Origin of the sequence: Pseudofrankia coriaricola (assembly GCF_001854805.1) — a bacterium.
In the GTDB taxonomy this organism is placed as follows: domain Bacteria; phylum Actinomycetota; class Actinomycetes; order Frankiales; family Frankiaceae; genus Pseudofrankia.
This window is the reverse complement of record NZ_MBLO01000001.1, coordinates 75,212-94,796: the sequence shown is the minus strand read 5'-3', so window position 1 is coordinate 94,796 and position 19,585 is coordinate 75,212. Positions and strand designations below refer to the sequence as shown.

The 19,585-nt window shown below is 73.0% G+C and carries 17 protein-coding genes; 7 read left to right on the top strand and 10 right to left on the bottom strand.

Annotated features, from left to right (window positions below):
* Window positions 1-9: 9 nt before the first annotated feature.
* Complete coding sequence (locus tag BCD48_RS00370; protein WP_071046183.1) at window positions 10-1,452, bottom strand: 8-oxoguanine deaminase; 1,443 nt, start codon at window positions 1,450-1,452, stop codon at window positions 10-12.
* A 35-nt stretch (window positions 1,453-1,487) separates the two neighbouring features.
* On the opposite strand from BCD48_RS00370, the gene BCD48_RS00365 reads away from it, so the two are divergent.
* Entirely contained in the window at window positions 1,488-2,447 is a 960-nt protein-coding gene (locus tag BCD48_RS00365; protein ID WP_083417965.1) for a TrmH family RNA methyltransferase, read from the top strand.
* A 175-nt stretch (window positions 2,448-2,622) separates the two neighbouring features.
* Here the strand turns inward: BCD48_RS00365 and speB are convergent, their stop codons facing one another.
* Entirely contained in the window at window positions 2,623-3,693 is a 1,071-nt protein-coding gene (gene speB, locus BCD48_RS00360) for an agmatinase (RefSeq protein WP_071046182.1), read from the bottom strand.
* A 226-nt stretch (window positions 3,694-3,919) separates the two neighbouring features.
* Between speB and BCD48_RS00355 the strand changes: the two genes are divergently transcribed.
* The 5 genes from BCD48_RS00355 to BCD48_RS00335 all read left to right on the top strand — a co-directional run bounded on the left by BCD48_RS00355 (window position 3,920) and on the right by BCD48_RS00335 (window position 8,771).
* A complete protein-coding gene (locus tag BCD48_RS00355; RefSeq protein WP_241841402.1) occupies window positions 3,920-4,333 on the top strand; it encodes a DUF2752 domain-containing protein in 414 nt (137 codons plus the stop codon).
* Window positions 4,334-4,476: 143 nt separating this feature from the next.
* Entirely contained in the window at window positions 4,477-5,319 is an 843-nt protein-coding gene (locus tag BCD48_RS00350; protein WP_071046181.1) for an ABC transporter ATP-binding protein, read from the top strand.
* Between the two features lie 279 nt (window positions 5,320-5,598).
* Window positions 5,599-6,084, top strand: a complete 486-nt coding sequence (locus BCD48_RS00345) for a hypothetical protein (protein ID WP_071046180.1) — start codon at window positions 5,599-5,601, stop codon at window positions 6,082-6,084.
* Between the two features lie 299 nt (window positions 6,085-6,383).
* Window positions 6,384-7,259, top strand: coding sequence for a MarR family transcriptional regulator (locus BCD48_RS00340; RefSeq protein ID WP_071046179.1), 876 nt, complete (start codon window positions 6,384-6,386; stop codon window positions 7,257-7,259).
* Between the two features lie 144 nt (window positions 7,260-7,403).
* A complete protein-coding gene (locus BCD48_RS00335; RefSeq protein WP_083417963.1) occupies window positions 7,404-8,771 on the top strand; it encodes an ABC transporter substrate-binding protein in 1,368 nt (455 codons plus the stop codon).
* Between the two features lie 333 nt (window positions 8,772-9,104).
* On the opposite strand, the gene BCD48_RS00330 is transcribed toward BCD48_RS00335, so the two are convergent.
* From BCD48_RS00330 to BCD48_RS00295, 8 genes are all read right to left on the bottom strand, one after another.
* Entirely contained in the window at window positions 9,105-9,878 is a 774-nt protein-coding gene (locus BCD48_RS00330) for an ABC transporter ATP-binding protein (RefSeq protein ID WP_083417962.1), read from the bottom strand.
* Complete coding sequence (locus BCD48_RS00325; protein ID WP_071046178.1) at window positions 9,875-10,639, bottom strand: ABC transporter ATP-binding protein; 765 nt, start codon at window positions 10,637-10,639, stop codon at window positions 9,875-9,877. The genes BCD48_RS00330 and BCD48_RS00325 overlap by 4 nt, the downstream gene beginning before the upstream one ends.
* The gene (locus BCD48_RS00320) at window positions 10,636-12,966 is read right to left on the bottom strand and encodes an ABC transporter permease (protein WP_083417961.1); all 2,331 of its coding nucleotides are present in this window, start codon (window positions 12,964-12,966) and stop codon (window positions 10,636-10,638) included. Before BCD48_RS00320 ends, BCD48_RS00325 begins: the two co-directional genes overlap by 4 nt.
* 3 nt (window positions 12,967-12,969) lie before the next feature.
* Window positions 12,970-13,533 (bottom strand): hypothetical protein, encoded by a 564-nt coding sequence (locus BCD48_RS00315; protein ID WP_071046177.1) that lies wholly within the window; start codon window positions 13,531-13,533, stop codon window positions 12,970-12,972.
* Between the two features lie 329 nt (window positions 13,534-13,862).
* Entirely contained in the window at window positions 13,863-14,180 is a 318-nt protein-coding gene (locus BCD48_RS51855; protein ID WP_198543009.1) for a hypothetical protein, read from the bottom strand.
* A 119-nt stretch (window positions 14,181-14,299) separates the two neighbouring features.
* Entirely contained in the window at window positions 14,300-15,361 is a 1,062-nt protein-coding gene (locus BCD48_RS00305) for an NAD-dependent epimerase/dehydratase family protein (protein WP_083417960.1), read from the bottom strand.
* Window positions 15,362-16,885 carry a helix-turn-helix domain-containing protein gene (locus BCD48_RS00300; protein ID WP_071046175.1) on the bottom strand — a complete coding sequence of 508 codons (1,524 nt, stop codon included), beginning with the start codon at window positions 16,883-16,885 and terminating at the stop codon, window positions 15,362-15,364.
* Window positions 16,886-17,159: 274 nt separating this feature from the next.
* Window positions 17,160-17,435, bottom strand: coding sequence for a hypothetical protein (locus BCD48_RS00295; RefSeq protein ID WP_241841401.1), 276 nt, complete (start codon window positions 17,433-17,435; stop codon window positions 17,160-17,162).
* A 426-nt stretch (window positions 17,436-17,861) separates the two neighbouring features.
* On the opposite strand from BCD48_RS00295, the gene BCD48_RS00290 reads away from it, so the two are divergent.
* On the top strand, window positions 17,862-19,274 hold the full coding sequence (locus BCD48_RS00290; RefSeq protein WP_071046174.1) for a nicotinate phosphoribosyltransferase: 1,413 nt from the start codon (window positions 17,862-17,864) through the stop codon (window positions 19,272-19,274).
* Window positions 19,275-19,585 lie beyond the last annotated feature (311 nt).

Below are 19,585 nucleotides of genomic sequence, written 5' to 3'. Positions count from 1 at the left end.
CCGCCATCTTCACGCCTGCGACGCCGGGACCGGGCCCACGTCCTCGACGGCGGACTGGATGCCGGTGGCAATGGTGCGGTGGCGGGCCAGCATCTCGTCGAGCGCCGGATGGGTCGGCGCACCATCCTCGACGACGAGGCGTCCGGCGACGACCGTGTGCCGGGCGGCGACCGGCCCGCAGCGCAGCCACGCCTCGATCGGGTCCGACAGGGCGCCGGCGAACGCGACACCCGTCAGCGGCCAGACGACCAGATCACCGACCGCGCCGACCGACAGCTCGCCGATCTCGCCGACCCGCCCCAGGCAGCCCGCGCCGCCTCTCGTCGCGATCTCGAGCGCGTCCCTGGCGGACATCGACGCCGCGCCGTGCCGCAGCCGGCCGAGCAGCATCGCGTTACGCGCCTCCATCCAGAGCGACGCCGAGTCCGCCGAGCTCGACCCGTCACACCCCAGGCCCACCGGTACGCCGGCGGCGCGGAACTCGCGGACCGGCGCCAGGCCACCACCGAGGATCATGTTGCTGCTCGGGCAGTGCGCCACCCCGGTGCCCCACGCGCCCAGCCGGGCGACCTCCTCCTCGTTCGGGCAGACGCAGTGCGCGACCCAGGACCGGTCGCTACCCCAGCCGACCTCGGCGAAGTGGTCGATGGGCCGGCGGCCATAGACCGAGAGGCAGTACTCGTCCTCCTCCGGGTCCTCGGCCAGGTGGGTGTGCAGCCGGACGTCCAGCCGCTCCGCCAGCTCGGCCGTGGCCTTCATCAGCTCGGGGCTCACCGAGAACGGTGAGCAGGGGGCGAGCGCGATCCGCACCATCGCGCCGTGCGCCGGGTCGTGATGCGCGGCGACCAGCCGGGCCGACTCGGCGAGGATCTCGTCCGCGTCCTGGACGACGGAGTCCGGCGGCAGCCCGCCGTCCTTCTTCGACAGCGACATCGAGCCGCGCGTCGGGTGGAAGCGCATGCCGAGCTCGCGGGCGGCGGCGATCTCCGCCGAGATCAGGTCACCGCCGCCCTTCGGGTGCACGTAGAGGTGGTCCGTGGTTGTCGTGCAGCCACCGAGGGCGAGCTCGGTGAGCCCGATATACGCCGAGACATGCACCGCCTCCTCGTCCAGGCGCGACCAGAGCGGGTACAGCGTGGTCAGCCACTGGAAGAGCGTGCCGTGCAGTGAGGGGGCGAAGGCCCTGGTGAGGTTCTGGTAGATGTGATGATGGGTGTTGACCAGCCCCGGGGTAACCAGGCAGCCGTCGGCGCGCAGCACGCGCCTCGCCGGCGGCTCGTCACCGGCCGCGCCGACGCCGCTCACCAGCCCGTCGGTGATCGCCACCCAGCCGCCGGGCAGCTCGCGGCGCTCGGTGTCGACGGTCGCGACCAGCTCGGCTCCGGCCACCAGCAGGTCGGCCGGCTGGCCGTTCGGGGTGGCAGGCGAGGGGGAGTCCGGGTGCGCGGTCATGAGGGCCGATTCTGCTGGCCTGGGGTTACGTCCATATGACGGCAAGCAATCCGCGGCGGCCGGCCACTCCGCCGAGCCCGTCAACGTCGACCGTCCCGGCCACCCCGTCAGCCCCGCCCGAACCGGTCGCCTCGACGGCTCCGGTCGCCCCATCAGCCCCGGCGGGTCCGGCGGCGTTGGCGATCGTGCCGATCGACGACCCGGCCGACCCGCGCGTGGCGGACTACGTCGCCCTCACCGACGTCGCCCTGCGCCGCCTCAGGGAGCCAGCGGAGGGAATGTTCATCGCCGAGGGCGAACGGGTGATCCGGCGGGCGCTGCGCGCCGGCTACCAGCCACGGTCGGTCCTGGTGTCGCCGGCTCGGCTCGACGCCGTCCCCGCCGAGATCGGCCCGGACGTTCCCGTCTACCTCGCCGGGCCGGAGGTGCTCGCCGAGATCACCGGCTTCGAGGTGCATCGCGGCGCGCTGGCCGCGATGGCGCGTCATCCTGCCCGTGACGCCGCCGAGTTGCTTTCGTGGGCACTGCGTGTTCTTGTCCTCGAGGACCTGGTCTCGCACACCAACCTGGGGGCGGTCTTCCGATCGGCCGCCGGTCTCGGGATGGACGCCGTGCTGCTCAGCCCGCGCTGCGCCGACCCGTTGTACCGGCGGTCGGTGCGGGTCTCGATGGGCGAGGTCTTCGCGGTGCCCTATGCCCGCCTCGACCCCTGGCCGGCGAGCCTGGGCACGCTCACGGAGCGCGGCTTCGAGCTGCTCGCCCTAACCCCGGCCTCCGACGCCACCGACCTCTCGGCGCTGCGCCTCGCGCCCGACGCCCGCGTCGCCGTCCTGCTCGGCACCGAGGGCGAGGGCCTCTCCGCCGCCGCGCAGGCAGCCGCCAGCCACCGGATACGCATCCCGATGGCCGCCGGTGTCGACTCCCTCAACGTCGCCGCCACCGCGGCCATCACCTGCTACGCCCTCGGCCGCCCACCATCCCCGCCGCCCGGCTAACCGCGCCTCACGCGCGTCGCCCCCGCAGCACCTGGGGATCCGGACGTCCTGTCAGACGTCAGGGCTACGAAACGGTGCTAGTCGTGGCTCTGACCTCTGACACGATTCCCCGTGACGTCGGACAGTATGAGCGCGCGGCCGCACGCGGGCATGGGCGAACGTTGCCGGTCACGGGTTAGGGGGCGGTTCCGGGCAGGTCCGGCATGCCCCCGGCGGCGGTGCGGCGGCGGTGGGCGAGGGCGGCGAAAACCTCCATCGCGACGCGGTGTGCGCTGTTGACGGTGGTTTCGGCGTGGTCGAAGGGCGGGGAGACCTCGACGATGTCGGCGGCGACGAGCGGCGTGTCCAGGGCGATCTGGCGGACGGCCCGCAGCAGGTCGGCCGGGTTCATCCCGCCGGGCTCCGGAGTGCCGGTGCCGGGCGCGAACCCGGGGTCGAGGACGTCGATGTCGACCGAAAGGTACAGCGCCTTGCAGCCGTCGACCGCCTCGGCGATCGCGTCGGCGATGACGGCGCGTGAGCCGCGGTCCCAGACCTCGTGCATCAGGTGCCAGCGCAGGCCGTTGTCGCGCATCCAGGCGAAGACGTCCGGCGGCGGCCAGTAGCCGCGCAGCCCGACCTGGACGAAGTTGCGGCCGCGGACCGCGCCGGATTCGATCAGCCGGCGCATCGGGGTGCCGTGCGAGGCCAGGTTGCCGTCGATGATGTCGGCCGTGTCGGCGTGTGCGTCGAAGTGCAGCAGGCCGACCTCACCCCAGCCGACCGCCTCCGCGACGGCCGTCGCCGCCGGCCAGGTGATCGAGTGGTCGCCGCCGAGCACCAGCGGGAAGATGCCGGCCCGGGCGACCTCGTGGACCTTCGCGCGAATGTTGGCGTGGGATGCCTCGGTCAGTCCATGCGGGCAGTGCGCGTCGCCCGCGTCCACCACGTCGAGCCACTCGAAGATCTCGATGCCGAGGTCGAGGTGGTAGGTGCCGGGGTCGTAGGCCGCGGCACGCAGCGCGCGCGGGCCGAACCTGGCGCCCGGCCGATGCGTTGTGGCGATGTCGAAGGGGGCGCCGACGACGGCGACGTCTGGGCGGCGGGCGAGCAGCTCCGCCTCGGACTCCAGCCACGGCCGGCCGCAGAACGTGGCGAGACCGGCGTAGCCAGGCCCCTCGGGATTGCCCGCGGCGGCCTCCCGCGCCGCGTAGGGCGGCACTGGCCTGCCCGCGGCCCCGAATGCCTCTTCGGCCCCGTCCGTCACGTCCCCGTCCTCTCCGTCGCCGTCTACGCTGGTCAGTATGAGTCTGGCGGACCAGCCTGGCCCCTCGGCGGCCGCGCCGCCTGTCCTGTCTGTGCCGCCTGTGCCTGTGCCGCCTGTGCAGTCCGCACCAGTCGGACAGACCCAGCCGGACCAGCTGGCTCAGCCCGCTGGCACCGCGGCACCCGTCCCGGGCCATGGCGGCGCCGGCGCCTTGCCGGGGTGGCCGGTGCGCCGCTGGTCGCGGCGCGCGCGGCTCGGGGGCTACCTGGGTGTCGCGGCGCTCGCGGTGGCGGGCTCGACGATGATCTATTTTGTCGACCCGGCCGAGCCGGGCCACTACCCAACCTGCCCGTTCAGGCTGGTGACAGGCCTGGACTGCCCCGGCTGCGGGTCGATGCGCGGACTGCACCAGCTGCTGCACGGCCACCTCGGCCACGCGGCGAACTACAACATCCTGCTGATCGCGGCCGCGCCCTGCCTCGTGGTCGGCTGGACGGTCACCATGGCCCGGCTCCTGGGGCTGCGGGTCCGGCTGCCGCGGATGCCCCCGGCGCTGTACAGGGCGATCCCGGTGCTGGTCATCGCCTTCTGGATCGTGCGCAACACGCCGGGGCCCATCGGCCACTGGCTGCATTCGTAGCCGGCCAGGCGCCGGGGCCTGTCGGCCCGCATGAAGCCGTCGACGGTTGATCACCGTGCCCGCTCGGCGGGGCGCTACGATCCGGCACCTTGGCCGACTTCGCTACAGTTCGGGCGGATGTCGCGGGGACCCTGGGGGTGAGAATGGCGCAGGGCATGGGCCGGCACGCCGGTGAGGTCCAACTGATCGGGCTGACGCATCACCATCCCGGGGCCTCGGCCGCGGCGGTGTCCGGCGTCGACCTCACCGTCGCCCCCGGCGCGTCGCTCGCCCTGGTCGGCCCTGCCGGGGCCGGCAAGACGACCGTGCTGCGTCTGGTCGCCGGGCTCTGTGCCCCGAGCGAGGGCCACGTGCTGCTCGGCGGGGCCGAAGCGGCCGACCTGCCGGCCGCGCGCCGGCACGTCGCCGCCGTGTTCGGGCGCTACAGCCTCTTCCCGTTCCTCGACGTCGCCGCGAACGTCGCCTTCGGCCTGCGGGGCGGCGCCCTCGGGTCGCGCGCCCGCGCGCTCGCCACCCCGTCGGGCCAGGCGGTCGCGGCTCGGCGCGTTCGGGAGGCGCTGGAGCTCGTGCGGATGGGTGACTACGCTCGCCGCCGGCCGCCGCAGCTGTCCCCGGCTCACCAGCAGCGGGTGGCGATCGCCAGGGCGCTCGTGCTGCGCCCGCGGGTGCTGGTGCTCGACGAACCGCTCGGCACGGTGGACGACGAGGACCTGCGCGTCCGGCTGGCCGACGACCTGCGCGCGTTGCACCGCCAGCTCGGGATCACGCTGCTGTACGCGACCAGGTCGGCGGGTGAGGCGTCCGCGGTGGCCGACCGCGTCGCCGTCCTCTCCGACGGGCGCCTCCTGCTGGAGGCCGAGCCAGCCGAGGACGCGGCCGCGCGGCCGCGCGGCGAGGACCCGGCCGCGGCCGACGAGCAGCCGGACGCGGGACGGCGGATGCTGGCCACGACCGACACCCCCGAGGCGGGCGCGCCGGCGGCCTGAGACCGTCGTTGGTTTTGGCTGTCGCCTTTGGCCTTTCCGTTTGGCTTTCCCGCCCCCCACGCCCGTAACCGCTGATCATGGCTCTCCCTAGAGCAAACCGTTCATCGATAACGGCCGCCCGTTGCGCTGGAAACCCGGCCCTCGGGCTGGGAATCGGTGGGAAGCCGATTACTGTGGTCAACGCCGGGAACGGGCGAGGCAGCACCCGAGTGCGCGACGTCCGAGTGAGCGGGGGGAAACACCACCGGGGCCCCGACCCAGACCCACCGGGAGGCAACGATGACCGAGCCCGCCGACTACGCGCGGGACGCGTTCGACTCGTCTGGCGTTCTCGACGACGTGCCGTTGACTGTCGAGGAGAGCCTGGACAGCGACGACCTGGGTGACACGGACGCGGGTCTCGACCCTCTCGACGACAGCTGGGACGCCCCGGACCGGCCGAGCGCCGAGACCCGGCATCGGCCGACGGCCACCGAGGGGCGGGCGGGGGCCTCGCTGGACGACCAGCTGGCCCAGGAGGTCCCGGACGTCGACCCTTACCTGGAGGCGGAGCGTTCCGAGTCGGGCCTGGTCCTCGACGACGACGTCGAGGGGATCAACACGCCATTCGGTGAGGACGGCAGTGGCTCGCGGCTGACCGGGCTGGTGGCCGACGACGCGAGCGGCCCCGGCGGCGACGTGCTGACCGGCCGCCGGACGGAGTACCTCAGTGATCGGGAGACGTGGCCGCTGGCCCCGGAGGAGGACGCACTCCACCTGGACTGACCGACCTGGACTGACCGACCGCCTGGTGTCGGCATCGCCGCGGGGTGGCTCCGGCGGTGAGTCGCGAGGCGACGCTGGCGGTGACCGTGCGGCGGCCGGTGCGCTGGGTGGAACCCTTCCCCTCCGTGATCGTCGGCGCATAGAGGTCAGTGTCCGTGACGCAGGTTCGTGACGCAGAGTAGCTAATCGTGGGCTGACGGGCGCCGACGGGTCGGCGGCGCGCGCCGGAACGAGCACGCCGCGCGGGCAGTTCCACCCCGCTTGTCGGCGAGGCACGGATAACGTATAGCGTCCGCTTCGTGGCTACTGTTGCGGACCGGATTCTCGGCCATCTGACCGAGGTCCCGGCCGGTTTGGACGACGGCAGGCTCGCGGAGGCGATCGGCGCCAGCCGCAGCTCTGTCAACAACGCGTGTCGCAAGCTCGCCGACCAGGGACGGCTGGTACGGATCGTCGGCCCCGACGGCAAGATCCTGAACCGGGTCGCGCAGGCCGCGGCGACCGCTCCGAACGGGCAGGCCGCCGAGGCGCCTCCCGCGGACGCGTCCGCGGCCGAGGAGATCGTCGCCGCGCTCCCGGCCGCCGAGGCCGCCCCGGACGCTGACGGCGAGGCGGCCGACGTCTCGCAGATCCCGGCCGCGCGTCAGGGACCCGACGACGTGCCCGGCATCCCGGCGGCCCGCCTTCCGGGCGACGACGAGATCGCGCCAGCCGCGCCGCCGGCCGAGGAGGCCACACCGGCCGCCGAGCCGGTCGCGGAAGCCGCCGAGCCGGTCGCCGAGGCCGAGCCCGTGGAGCAGGCCGTCACCGAGACTGACGCGGTGCCAGCTGACGCGGTGCCAGCTGACGCGGTGCCAGGTGACGCGGTGCCAGCCGCGGCGCCCGAGCCGGAGCCCGTGGCATCGGCCGAGCCAGCGGCCACCGAGCCGGCGGCTCCCGCGGAGGAGCCGGTCGCGCCGCCCGTGGAGGCGACGCCCGAGCCCGAGCCCGCGGCGGCCACCGAGGCCGAGGTGGCCGAGGCGGAGCTCATCGTGGATTCGGGCTCGGCTGCCGCGGAGGCCGACGACAGCGACGTCGAGGACGTCGAGACGTCCACCGAGCCAGGCCCGCCCGCGCCCGCCTCGACCTCCGGCGCTCGGCGGCCGTGGTGGCGGCGCCTGCTGCCACTGCGCTAGGCGGTCCAGTCCGGCTGGCCTGGCCCAGCCCGCGAGATGTCTCGCGCGCCGCGCAGGTGTGAGCCGCGTCCCGACTGGCTGGCGCCGGCGGGGTGTCGGCACGGGATTAGCGTGACAGCGTCACGGAACTCACCAGGGGAGAGCATGTCCATCCGAGCCCGAGCGCTCATCGCCGCTGTGGCGCTGTCGTCGCTGGCATTGACCGCCTGCGGCAGCCGGGTCCACAACGCCGGGGACGACAACGGCGGCACCGGCGCCACCGGCGGCACCACGCAGGGGGCGTCCGCCAACACGGCGTCCGACACCGGCGTCACCCCGACCGACATCAAGGTCGGCGTGATGGCGGCCGCGAACAGCCCCCTCGGCGCGGACACCTTCTCGGCGACCACGTTCGGCGCGCAGGCCTACTTCCAGGCGCTCAACGACGCCGGCGGGGTCAACGGCCGGAAGGTCACCGTCGAGCCCTGCGACGACAAGGGCACCGGCGACGGCAACGTCACCTGTGTCCACGACCTGATCGACGACAAGAAGGTCTTCGCCTTCGCCGGCACGACGTCGTTCGACTACGCGGGCGCGCCGTACGTCAGCCAGAAGGGCGTCCCCGACGTCGGCGGCGAGCCGGTCTCCGGAACCGCCTACTACCAGTACCCGCACCTGTACTCGATCTACGGTGGCTTCGGCTACCCGCGGGACGGCAAGGCGCCGGGCTACAACGGCAAGCTGTACGCCGGCACCGAGAACTACCGCTGGTTCAAGGAGAAGCTCGGCGCCAAGACGGCGGCGGTCGTGTACTTCGAGATCGGGCCGTCCAAGCAGTACGCGGACTCGATCGAGGCGGGCCTGCAGAAGGAGGGGTACAAGGTCGTCAAGGAGTCGATCAACCTCGGCCTGCAGAACTGGGACGCGGCCGTGCTGGACATGAAGCGCCAGAACGTCGACCTCGTCTTCGACGCGCTGACGGCCGATGCCAACGTCTCGCTGTGCAAGTCGATCCAGGCCCTGAACATGCCGCTGAAGGCAAAGGTCACCACCACGCAGAGCTGGACGGACGCGGCTGGTGAGGCCTACCTGTTGACGCCGACGTGCCTGAACAACCTGTACGCCATCAGCCAGAGCCAGAACTACAACAACGTGAGTGACCCAGAGGTCAAGAAGTACCGGGACGCCATCGCGAAGTACTACCCGGACCGGGTCAGCAAGATGAGCATGTGGATGTTCGAGGGCTACATCTCGGCGATGTGGCTGACGGACGCGATGAAGTCCTGCGGAGCGGACCTGACCCGCAAGTGCGTCGACAACTACATGAGCACGACGACCTATAACGCGAACGGCCTGCTCATCCCGCACGACTTCAAGGTCGTCCCGACTCCGCCGACGACCCACACCGGCTGCCTGAACGTGGTGCGCTGGACCAACAAGGCCCCGACCGGCAAGGCCGGCTGGACGTCTCAGACCGACGACATGACCAAGAACTGCTTCAACGTCCCGATGTTCAGCTTCAACGCCGGCTGACGGTTTCACTCGGCTACAGACGGCGCCCCGAGGGTCGTCTGTAGGGATCTTCAAGGGGCGCTGGCTCCGGCGGACCGCCGCCGAAGCCAGCGCCCCTTGGTGTTCGGCTATCTGGCCGCGCGGATGAGCGTGACGCGGCCCTGGCAGGTCATCCGCGAAACCAGGCCACAGCTCGTGACGGCGCATCAGCGCGGTGCCAACCCGGCCATGTCGTCGGCCCGGACCCAGCCGGGCCACCGTGATACGCCTGTGCCCGGAACCACGTGCGAGGGCGCTCAGCGCCCGAGGGCGCCGCCCGGTTGCGGGCGCGGAGCGTCCGGCAACGGGAGCGCCTTAGGCGTGCGCGAGCTCCGCGGGGTCGCCGACGAAGGAGCGCTCGCCGCGGTGCAGGACGTAGGCGAGGTCCGCCATGCCGAGCGCGGCGTCGGTGTACTGGTCGGCCAGGATGACCGTGGTACCGGTCGCGGCGACGGTCGAGAGCCACTCGAACAGCTCGGCGGCCACCTTCGGCGACAGGCCCAGCGAGAGCTCGTCGACCATCAGCACACTCGGGCGGGCGAGGAGGGCGCGAGCGAGCGCGAGCATGCGTCGCTCGCCGCCCGACATGGAGCCGGCTCGCTGGGGCAGCCGGTCACGCAGCTTCGGGAACGCCTCCAGCGCCGGCGTGATGTCCGGGTGCCCGGTGGCCTCGGCGACGACGAGCAGGTTGTCGCGTACCGAGAGGCTCGCGAACACGGCCCGCTCGTCCGGTACCAGCAGGAGGCCGCGACGTGCCCGGTCGACCGTGGACATCTTGGTGATGACCTGGTCGCGCCAGGTGAGCGTGCCGCTGCGCAGAGGCACCAGCCCGGCGAGCACCCGAAGCGTCGTGCTCTTGCCGGCACCGTTGACACCGAGCAGCGCGGTCACCTTGCCGGACGGGATGACGAGGTCGAGGCCATGCAGCACCTCGACGACGCCGTAGCCGGCGCGGGCACCTGACAGCCGCAGCTCGATGCCGTCAGGGGCCGGGGCGCCGCCCGCGCGCGCCGCCGCGGCGGCGGCCGCCAGCGCGCTGGCGGACGAGCCGGCCGCGATGGCGGCGGACGATGAATCCGGAGCGGTCATGCCTTCGTTCCCTGCGCGAGGTAGACGGACTGGACGGTCGGGTCGGCGCGGACCGCCGCCGGGCTGCCGTGGGCGACGACCCTGCCGCCGACCATCGCGTAGACCTGGTCGCACACGGTGAACACGAGGTCGACGTCGTGGTCGACGAGCACGATCGCCACACCGTTGGCGGCGATCCGGCGCAGCAGCTGGGAGAACCGCTCGGTCTCGGCGGCGTCGAGGCCGCTGGCCGGCTCGTCGAGCAGCAGCACGTCCGGATGGGTGCACAGCGCCCTGGCGCACTCGGCCAGCCGCAGCGCTCCCGTGGGCAGCGACCCGGTGATCACGTTGGCCACGTCGGTCAGGCCGAGGGATGCCAGCATCTCGTCGACGACCTCGTCGTGCCGCGCGTTGCCGCGTATGCCGCGGCCGAACAGGCCGCCGGCATAGTCCCGGCGGCGGTTCTCGACGCCGACCAGCAGGTTGTCCCGCACGGTCATGCTGGTGAACAGCGACGGCACCTGGAACGTCTGCACCAGCCCCAGCCGGGAACGCTTGTCGGGGCGCAGCTTGGTGATGTCGCGGTCGCCGAGCATCACGGCGCCCTCGTCGGGCTGCTCGACGCCGGTGAGGAGGCTGAACACCGTCGACTTGCCGGCACCGTTCGGACCGATCAGCCCGGTGATCAGCCCGGGCGGCGCGGACATGTCGACGTGGTCGACGGCGGTGAGCCCGCCGTAGCGGCGGACGAGGCCGACGGCGCGTAGTTCGGCGCGGCTCACCGCCGGCCTCCTTCCAGGTGGTTGCTGCTCGAGGCGGCCGGCACGGAGCCCGCTGGCTGGCCGGCGGCCGGGCGGGAACCGCTCGGCGTGACCTGGCCGGCGGCCGGCGCGGGGATCAGGTCGGCTGCGCCCGTGGCCCCCGCGCCCAGCGTGCCGAGCAGTGCCCGGCCGAACGAGGTGAGCGTAAGCCCGCGCTCGGCCGCCACCCGCTCGGCGGCCTCGATGCCCGTCGTGCCGGCGGCCAGCGGGCCACTGACCCAGACGGCCGCCGGGGCCGTGGCGGAGGCTCCAGCCGGATCGGCGTCGCCCATCCGGGAGGTCTGCTGGGAGGCCCAGGTCGCCGCGTCGGCCGGTACGGCGGGGCGGGGAATCGCCGCGCCGAGGCCCGCCGGGACCGGCGTCCGCCGCGTGGGGCGGGGCAGCTCCTCGGGCTCGACGAACTGGTCGGCGAGGCGCTGCGCCACGAACCGCACCAGGCCGCGGACCGCCGAGGCGAGGCCGCCGGGCAGCCAGCTCAGCGAGAGCGCGAGGATGCCGATCGCCAGCGTCGACGAGCCGGACGGGGCGAGCACGTCGATCGCGACGATCAGGGATGCGCCGATGATCGCGCCGACCGCGCTGTCCGCGCCGAACACCACCATCGCGGTGAACCACAGCAGGCTCTGGATCGGCTGGAAGGTCGTCGACGAGAACGATGAGGCGCCCTGCACCAGCAGCGCGCCGCCGAGGCCGGCGACGACCGAGGACATGGTGAACGCGATCAGCTTGAGGTTGCGCACGTCGACGCCGACCGCCGCCGCGCCGCCGCTGTTGTCGCGCACCGCGAGCAGCGCGCGGCCCAGCCGGCCGCGGTGCAGGCTGCGCACGGCGAGCAGGCCGAGGCCCAGACCGACCAGCTCGATGATGTAGAACGCCTTGTCGTTGAGCTGCCAGCCGCCCAGGTACAGCGCGTTGACGTAGAGGCCGCTGGAGAACTTGGGCTGCTCGAAGACGAACTGGCTGACGACCGCGCCGACGGCGAACGTGGTCAGCGCGAGGGTGAGGCCTCGCCGGCGGATCGCCGGGTAACCGGTGATCAGGCCGACCGGGGCGACGAGGATCGCGCCGACCAGGATCGCGAGCAGCCCCGGCAGCCTCGGCAGGCCGAGAAAGTCGCCGTTCGCCAGCTTCAGCGAGAACAGCGCGCCAAGGCCCGCGTAGCCGGCGACCCCGAGTGACACCTGCCCGCTGTAACCGGTGACGATCACCATCGACAACAGGATCAGGGCGACGGCCGGGACGTCGAAGGCCGAGCGCAGGTCGGCTGGCCGGAACAGCAGCGGCGCGAGCAGCATGATGAAGCCCGCGAGCTTCCAGACCAGGTCCTTGCTGCGTTCCTCGACCGTGCCCGCCGCGTCGGGTGCGCCACGGCTGGAGAACCGGCCGGCCGAGCCGGCGTCACCCAGCTCCCGCAGCTTCGGAATGGCCAGCAGCAGCACCAGCAGGGCGACGACGAAGAGGTTCGACTCGAGCGAGCGGTAGACGTCCGCGAACTGGCCGTCCACCTTGAACTGGGTCAGCTCGCTCTGCAGGATGCCGATCGCGAGGCCCGCGAACACGGCGATCGGCAGGCTCGCGAGGCGCGCGGCGACGACGACGGCGAACGTCTCCAGCACGACGAGCGACAGCCCGTACGGGGAGAGCTGCAGCCGGGGCGCGAGCAGCACGCCGGTGAACCCCGCGAGCGTCGTGCCGAACGCCCAGCCGACGGCGGCGACCCGGTCGGCCGGCACCGAGGACAGCTCCGCGAGCTGGCGGTCGTCGACGACGGCCCGCATCTGCCGGCCGAACTTGGTGCGGTTCTGCACCACCCCGAGCGCGACACAGCAGACGACGATGAGGACGAGCGTGCTGATCGTGTCGACACCGATGCGGTGCCCGCTGATCCCGACCGACTTGTTCGGGAACAACGGCGGGGTGTCGTTCTTGGAGCCGAGCCCCCAGATGCCGGCGCACATGCCCAGCGTCAGCACCAGCACGCCGAGGCTCGCGACCAGTGACTCGGCGGCGGAGGCGCGCCGCCGGGCGAGCGGACGGAAGACGAACCGCTCCAGCAGCAGGCCGAGCAGGGGCGACAGGATGGCGAGCGCGATCACGGCCGAGAGCCACTTGGGCAGGCCCCACTCGACCGCCATCTGCCGGTACACGTAGGCGACCAGGGCCGCGATGCCGCCCTGGGCGAGGTTCAGGACGCCGTTGGTGCGGTAGGTGACCAGCAGGCCGATGCCGGACAGCGCGGCGATCGCGCCGATGGCGAGGCCGGCGATCGCCAGGTCGACGCTGATCATCGGTTAGCCGACCAGGATCGGCGCGCAGACCGAGCACGGCGAGAGGCCCCGCCCGGTCACCTGCGACGCCTCGACCCGCTGGGCGGCCTTACCCGCCAGCAGCTCGCAGCCGGGCCGGTGGAAGGTGCGCCCGCCTGGCACCGCGTAGACCGAGCCGTCGTCGGCCGCCTGTGCCGGCGACTGGACGGCTGGCGCCGCCGTGGGCGCGCTCGAGGGCGCCGCCGGGGCGGCGTTCGCGGCGGCGACCACCAGGGCGTGCAGGTCGTCGACCTGCGTGGCGAGGCGCCCCGCAGCGGCCGTCGCGCGGCTGGCCTGCGTCGACTCCAGCCGGTCGGCGATCAGCAGGCCACTGCCGACGAGCACAAGGGCCAGCCCACCGAACCCGCCGGAGACCACGTAGGGCAGCTGGAGCCCCGGGTCGGTCTCGCCCGAGACCCCCAGGTAGCAGCTGAGCAGCAGGACGGCGCCCGCCGCGATCACCACCCAGCCTCGTAGCGCCCGGACGACGTCCACCACCAGCCGCGAGGTGGTTCGCGACTCCGTCGCGCCAGAGCTCTGTTCGTCCACCTTGTTCCCCCAGGAACGTGTTCATCCGGAAGCCGGGCGGGACAGTCCGCCGGTCCTCCGCCAAGGCGACCCACATAGCGACACGCGGACACGCGCGCCGGGGAGATCGCCAGCCATTAGACGCCAGATTAGTGTGCGGAGGTGGCGACGTGTGCCCATGGGGGTGGTCGAGCGGAATCGCGTATACGACTGCTCCGCCTGCCGACCAGCGACTTCGCCGGAACCGGTCGTCTTCATGACGCTGTGCGATCTCCTGCCGGGCCCGCCCCCCGTGGCCGTCCTCGCCGCGGCCCCGCGGAGACGGTCCGGGAGGTCACGGACCGTCCGCGTCAGCTGGGGTGGCGGGGGTGCGGCGGGGCGAACGCGAAGGCGGTGGCGGCGGTGGCACGCGGTGCGTCGTCATCGTCGATGGTGTTGGCGGTGCCCGCCGTCTCGGCCGGCGCGGGGAAGGGCGCGCAGTAGTCGGCCCAGACCCGGCGGCGACTGTGGCGGCGGCGGTCCTCGACCTCGAGCGGCGCGGGCAGCGCGCTCAGGGCCACCTGGAGGTGCGCCCACTCGTGGGCGGTCTCCCAGGCGGTGAAGGAGCCGAGGTGCTCTCCTTCGTGGTCGTAGACGTGGTACGGACGGCTCACTCGGGCGGCAGGCACTGGATCGTGACCTTCCGCGTGCTTCCAGAGGCAGCTGGTCATGGGCCTCGCTTCCGTCGCGACGACAACGACCTTTCCAGGGTTCCGGCGGCCGAGGGCGACGGTCCAAGGCCCTGACGTCATAGCGGTGCGGTTCTTCTCACATCGGTGTGGGCGCCCGTCGCGCCGCCCACGTCGCCCCCTACACCACCGCCGTCTAACGGGTTGTGCAGGAGCGACCATCGCCACGCGTCGGCGATGATCTGGTCGAGCTTCGAGTGGCGGGGCTGCCAGCCCAGCTCGGCGCGGATCCGATCGCTGTCGACCACCAGGGCCCGCGGCTCGGTCACCGGCGGGCCGAACTCCCGGCGTACCGGCCGCCCGGTCACCCGCTCCACGGTGGCGAGCACCTCGTTGACGGACACGCCCGCCCCGCCGCCCACGTTGTAGACGCGTCGCTCGCCGGGCGGGACGGCCGCCAGCGCCAGCGCGTACGCCTCGGCGACGTCGCGTACATGCACGTACTCGCGCAGCGCCCGCCCGTCACCGTTGATCCGGAAGGTGTCCGTCCGGCCCGCGGCGACCAGCAGCGCGGCCGGGATGATCCTGGTCGTGTCGCGGTCGACATGCCCCGGCACACCGCCGGACACGTTGAACGAACGCAGCACGACGGCGCCGATCCGGCCGGTGGCCGCCTGGTGGGCGATCGCGTGCTCGGCCGCGAGTTTCGAGGCGGCATACGGGTGCACCGGCTCCGGCGGCTGGGACTCCGGGACCGGGGCCAGGCCGGGGTCGCCGTAGACCGTGCCGGTCGAGCCGAATACCACCACCGGGCGCGGCCCGCCCACCACGACGCCGCGGTCGAGCGCCACGAGCAGGTTGACCGTCCCGGTCACGTTGGTCTCGAAGTAGCGCAGCGGCTCGTCACGCGACTGGCGCACCCGGGTCAGGGCCGCCAGGTGACAGACCCCGTCAAAGCCTCGGTCCAGGCCCGCCTCGGCCAGCGAGCGCGGGTCGAGCAGGTCGGCCACGACGACCTCGATGCTCCGCCGAAGTGCCGGCATGTTCTCGGCCGGCTCGCCACGGCGGACCAGTGCGGTCACCTGGTGCCCCCGTGCCGCGAGCAGGTCGGCGACGACCCCCCCGATGAACCCGCCAGCCCCGGTGACCAGGATCCGTGAGCGTCCCCCGCGAGATGGCACTCAGGACGCCGCTCGAAGCCGAAGCCCCGGCAGCAGCTGTTCGCGGTGGCGCCAGGCGAGCTCCAGACAGGCGGCCGCGGCCGGCGCGAGCGGCTCGCTGTCGATCAGTCTACGCAGGGTGGCGTAGGTGAACGGGATGCCATCGGCGACGGCGCGGTGCGGCCCCGCGGAGACGACGGTGCCCTCCGCGTTGCTGTGCACCATGTCCGCGAACAGCGCGTCGAACGTGTCGGCCTCGATGACGACGACGGTGAGGATCTCGGCGAACAGGGTCAGCGCGTCGACGCCGACGCCGAAGCAGGACACCCGCACCCGGCCGTCGCGCCGCGCCTCGTCGAAGGTGCGGAACGGCTCGTCCGCGTCGTAGTCGATCGGGGCGGACGAGTTGCCGTCGTGCTCGGTGTTGCCCAGCAGCTCCTCGGACAGCTCGCGCATGATGTTGCGCCACAGGTCGAAGTCGGCGCGGTGGTGGAACGGGGTGATGCCGGACGGCTGGAAGACCCCGGCCGGGATGACGTGGTAGACGCCGCCCGCGGTGGCCACCGACCCGGCGCTGCGCCGGTGCAGCAGGAAGCTCGCCGAGTCGCGGTCGGCCCGGATGGTCAGCGTGTTGACCGACGGCAGCACCGGCCGGCTGGCCAGGTCGAACGGGTCGCCGACGCGGCGGCGGAACGGCAGCGACGGCCAGGCGAGGCCGCCGGACATCATCGCGGCGGCGGTCTCGTGCGCCACCGTCTCGCAGACGTCGACGGGGTCGAAGTAGGTGGTGTGGCCGAACGTGAGCATGGGGCGCCCGGCGTCGTGGCCGCCGGACCGCGCCCCGCCGCTGGTGAGGCGCCGCGGAGCGTCCTCGTCGCAGTCGATGTCCACGAGCCGGAAGCTCAGCCTGTTCTCGAACAGGGTGGGCCGGTCCAGGTCGCGCATCGCGCGGGTGTAGCGCTGGTAGCGCACGTACGGGCCGCCGTCGGCGATCAGCGGACGGGCGCCGTCGGTCTCCGGCTCACCTCCGGTGAGGACCGGCTCGGGGACGTCGTCGGTCCAGCGCAGCCCGACCTCGTCGATGTCCAGCGGGCGCGGCCAGATCCAGCCCGGCCTGGCCAGCAGGCCGGAGAAGAGGCGGTATGGCTCCGGGTAGAGGCCGGAGGCGGCCTTGGCAAGCTTGATCCGGTTGCGGTTGAGGGTGTCCCGGGTGACCCTCCAGGCGCGCTGGCTCGCGGCCGCCTGCTCGGTGAACGCGTCCCGCGCGGCGTCCCGGCGCCGGTCGCTGAGCGTGCCCGGGGCGAGGCCGACGTCCTCGGGCGAGAGGTCGAGGTGGCGGGCGATGTGGCGCAGCGTCGAGATGTCGTGGATCGCCCGCCGGCCGCTCTCGACCTTGGAGACATACGACTGGTCGAAACCCAGCTGGTCAGCTAGTTGCTGCTGGGTGAGGCCGTGCGCCTGCCGGTAGGCGCGAAGCAGCTGGCCGACGCCGACGGGAGCAGGGGTCGGCCGTGGCGGCGTCCACAGCCAAGTCTGACCGGTCACCCGGTGTCCTCTCGGGTCGTAGCTGGGTTACAGGATGTGAGCCTAACTAGTCGGGCATCTGCAGGCGCATCGGACAATTGGTACATACATCCGGGGAGGGTGGCCGTAGTGGTGCGGATCGCCGACTGCCCACACGGGCGGATGCGATGGAGACCCACCGGGATCCCGTCGTGGCGAAGGGCCCGCGCCGTCGACCACTGCGTCACCTTCATCAGGTGTCCGTCGATGTCCCGGTGTTCCCGAGATGTTTTGTTGCTTTTTAGTTGTTGACGGGTCACTTGTTCGGGATGCCATCCGCCAGGTCGAGGAAGACGACGATCACGATGGCCACGGCGACCCAGCGCAACAGGCCCATGCGGCCCCAGATCTCACGCGCGAGGCTTCTTCCGGCCCTGCCACCGAGCACCAGCAGGGCAAACAGCGCCCCGCCGACGACGACCAGAAATACCCCCGCATAGTTCCCGTGCACGGTCACAACGATCGCATGCCGCCCTCCGCGGACGGTCACGTCATCCGGGACCACGCCGTCGACCGCGACGCTGGGCGGCACGATCCAGGACGGCGCGGGCGCTGGCCGACCAAATGAGGTGACCAGTTCATCAGCGCACGTCCGGTGGGCCCGCGCACGTCCTAGCCTGCCCGAACCCGCCCGGCTTTCGACCCGGCCCGCCCGTGTCGGGCGTGATCTCCCTGTGTGCTCCCCCCGCGTCGCCGCCGCGTGGCGTCGCCGAGGCCGCCGGAGGCCCATGGCGGTGGGCTTTTTCCGGTCGCGTTCCCGTCGCGCGCCCTGGGCGCCGCCCGCCCAGTCCAGACGGGCATGGCCGGGCTGAGCTGGGTCAACGCGCCGCGCCCGTGTCCCCGCCGACCCCTTGAACTTCGCGGCGCCAGCCCTGGCTGGTGAGGACACATCGGGGCGGCGCCCGCTGTTCGGACCATTCCCGCGCGTCAAGGCGTGGGGATACCTACCCTGGTCCGGATGTCCACGGCGCTTCTTACAGATCATTACGAGCTGACGATGCTCCGCGCTGCCCTGAAATCGGGTGCCGCCGGGCGACGGGCCACCTTCGAGGTGTTCGCCCGGTCACTGCCCGCCGGCCGCCGGTACGGTGTCGTCGCCGGTACCGGCCGGTTGCTGGAAGCGCTCGCTGACTTCCGGTTCGGCCCCGACGAGCTGAGTCTGCTCACCGGCACCGGCGTCGTCGACGCCGAGACCGCCGACTGGCTCGCCGGCTACCGCTTCTCCGGGGAGATACACGGCTTCGCCGAGGGCGAGCCCTACCTGCCGGGAACCCCGGTGCTGGTGGTGGAGGGCATGTTCGCCGAGTGCGTGCTGCTGGAGACGCTGACGCTGTCGGTGCTCAATCACGACAGCGCGATCGCCGCCGCCGGCGCCCGGATGGTGCAGGCCGCCGGCGGCCGGCCGCTCATAGAGATGGGCTCCCGGCGCACCCACGAGGAGGCCGCGGTCGCCGCCGCCCGGGCGGCCTACCTCGTCGGTTTCGACGCCACCTCGAACCTGGAGGCGGCCAGGCGCTGGGGCGTGCCGACCAGCGGCACCGCCGCCCACGCGTTCACGCTCATCCACGCGACCGAGCGGGACGCCTTCGCCGCTCAGGTGGCCACCCTCGGTGCCGGGACCACCCTGCTCGTTGACACCTACGACACGCGGGAAGGCATCGCGGCGGCGGTCGCCGTCGCCGGCCCGGGCCTCGGCGCCATTCGCATCGACAGCGGCGACCTGGCCGCCGGAGTGCGCGCGGCCCGCGCCCAGCTCGACGCGCTGGGCGCTACCGGGACCCGCGTCATCGTCACCGGGGACCTCGACGAGCATGGGATCGCCCGGCTCGCCGGTGTCCCCGCCGCGGGCTACGGGGTGGGCACCAACCTGGTCACCGGCGCCGGCGCGCCCACCGCCGGCTTCGTCTACAAGCTGGTCGAGGTCGATGGCCGCCCGGTGGCCAAGACGTCTGTCGGCAAGGCCACCCGCGGTGGCCGCAAGGAGGTGCTGCGCCGGCACGACGCCGACGGAGTCGCGGTCGTCGACCTGGTGGTGCCCGCCGGGTACCGCCCCGGCGGCAGCGGCGCGGGCGGCCAGCGCACGACGGGCGGCCAGGCCCGCGCGGCTGACGGGCTGCCGGCGGCGGCGCTCGACGGGCCGCTCCCGCCGGTCCTGGCCCCTGGCCACCTGGGCGCCCCCGGGTATGACCGGCCGCTGCTGGTGCCGCTGGTGCACGCCGGCACGCCGGTGGACGCCGCGTCGACCGGCGCGACGGGGCTGCGCCGCGCCCGCGAGCACCATCGCGCCGCGATCGCGGACCTGCCCGCGCACGCCCGCTCCGTCACCTTCGGCCAGCCCTGCCTGCCGGTCATCAGCGCCGTCCCACAGTGACATTGGTTCGCTCCGTGCGGGCGCGGCGCTACGGCCCCTTGCTCGCCTGGCGGCTCGCAAGGGACCTCCGCGCCGCGTCCTCCTCCGCTCACGGGCGCTCCGGCGACCTCGCTGCGGCCCGGCCCACGTCGCTTCGCTCGTGGGCCGGGCCTCCGCGAGGCGCGCCTCCGCGCCCAGCCCGGTCCCCTGACGCTGGAACGTCACCAAACCGGGTACGGACTCCCGGTGACTTCGCTTCGCCCGTAGCCGGGCCTCCGCATAGGCGCGCCTCCGCGCCCAGCGCGGTTGCGTTGCGTGGCAACGTCACCAAC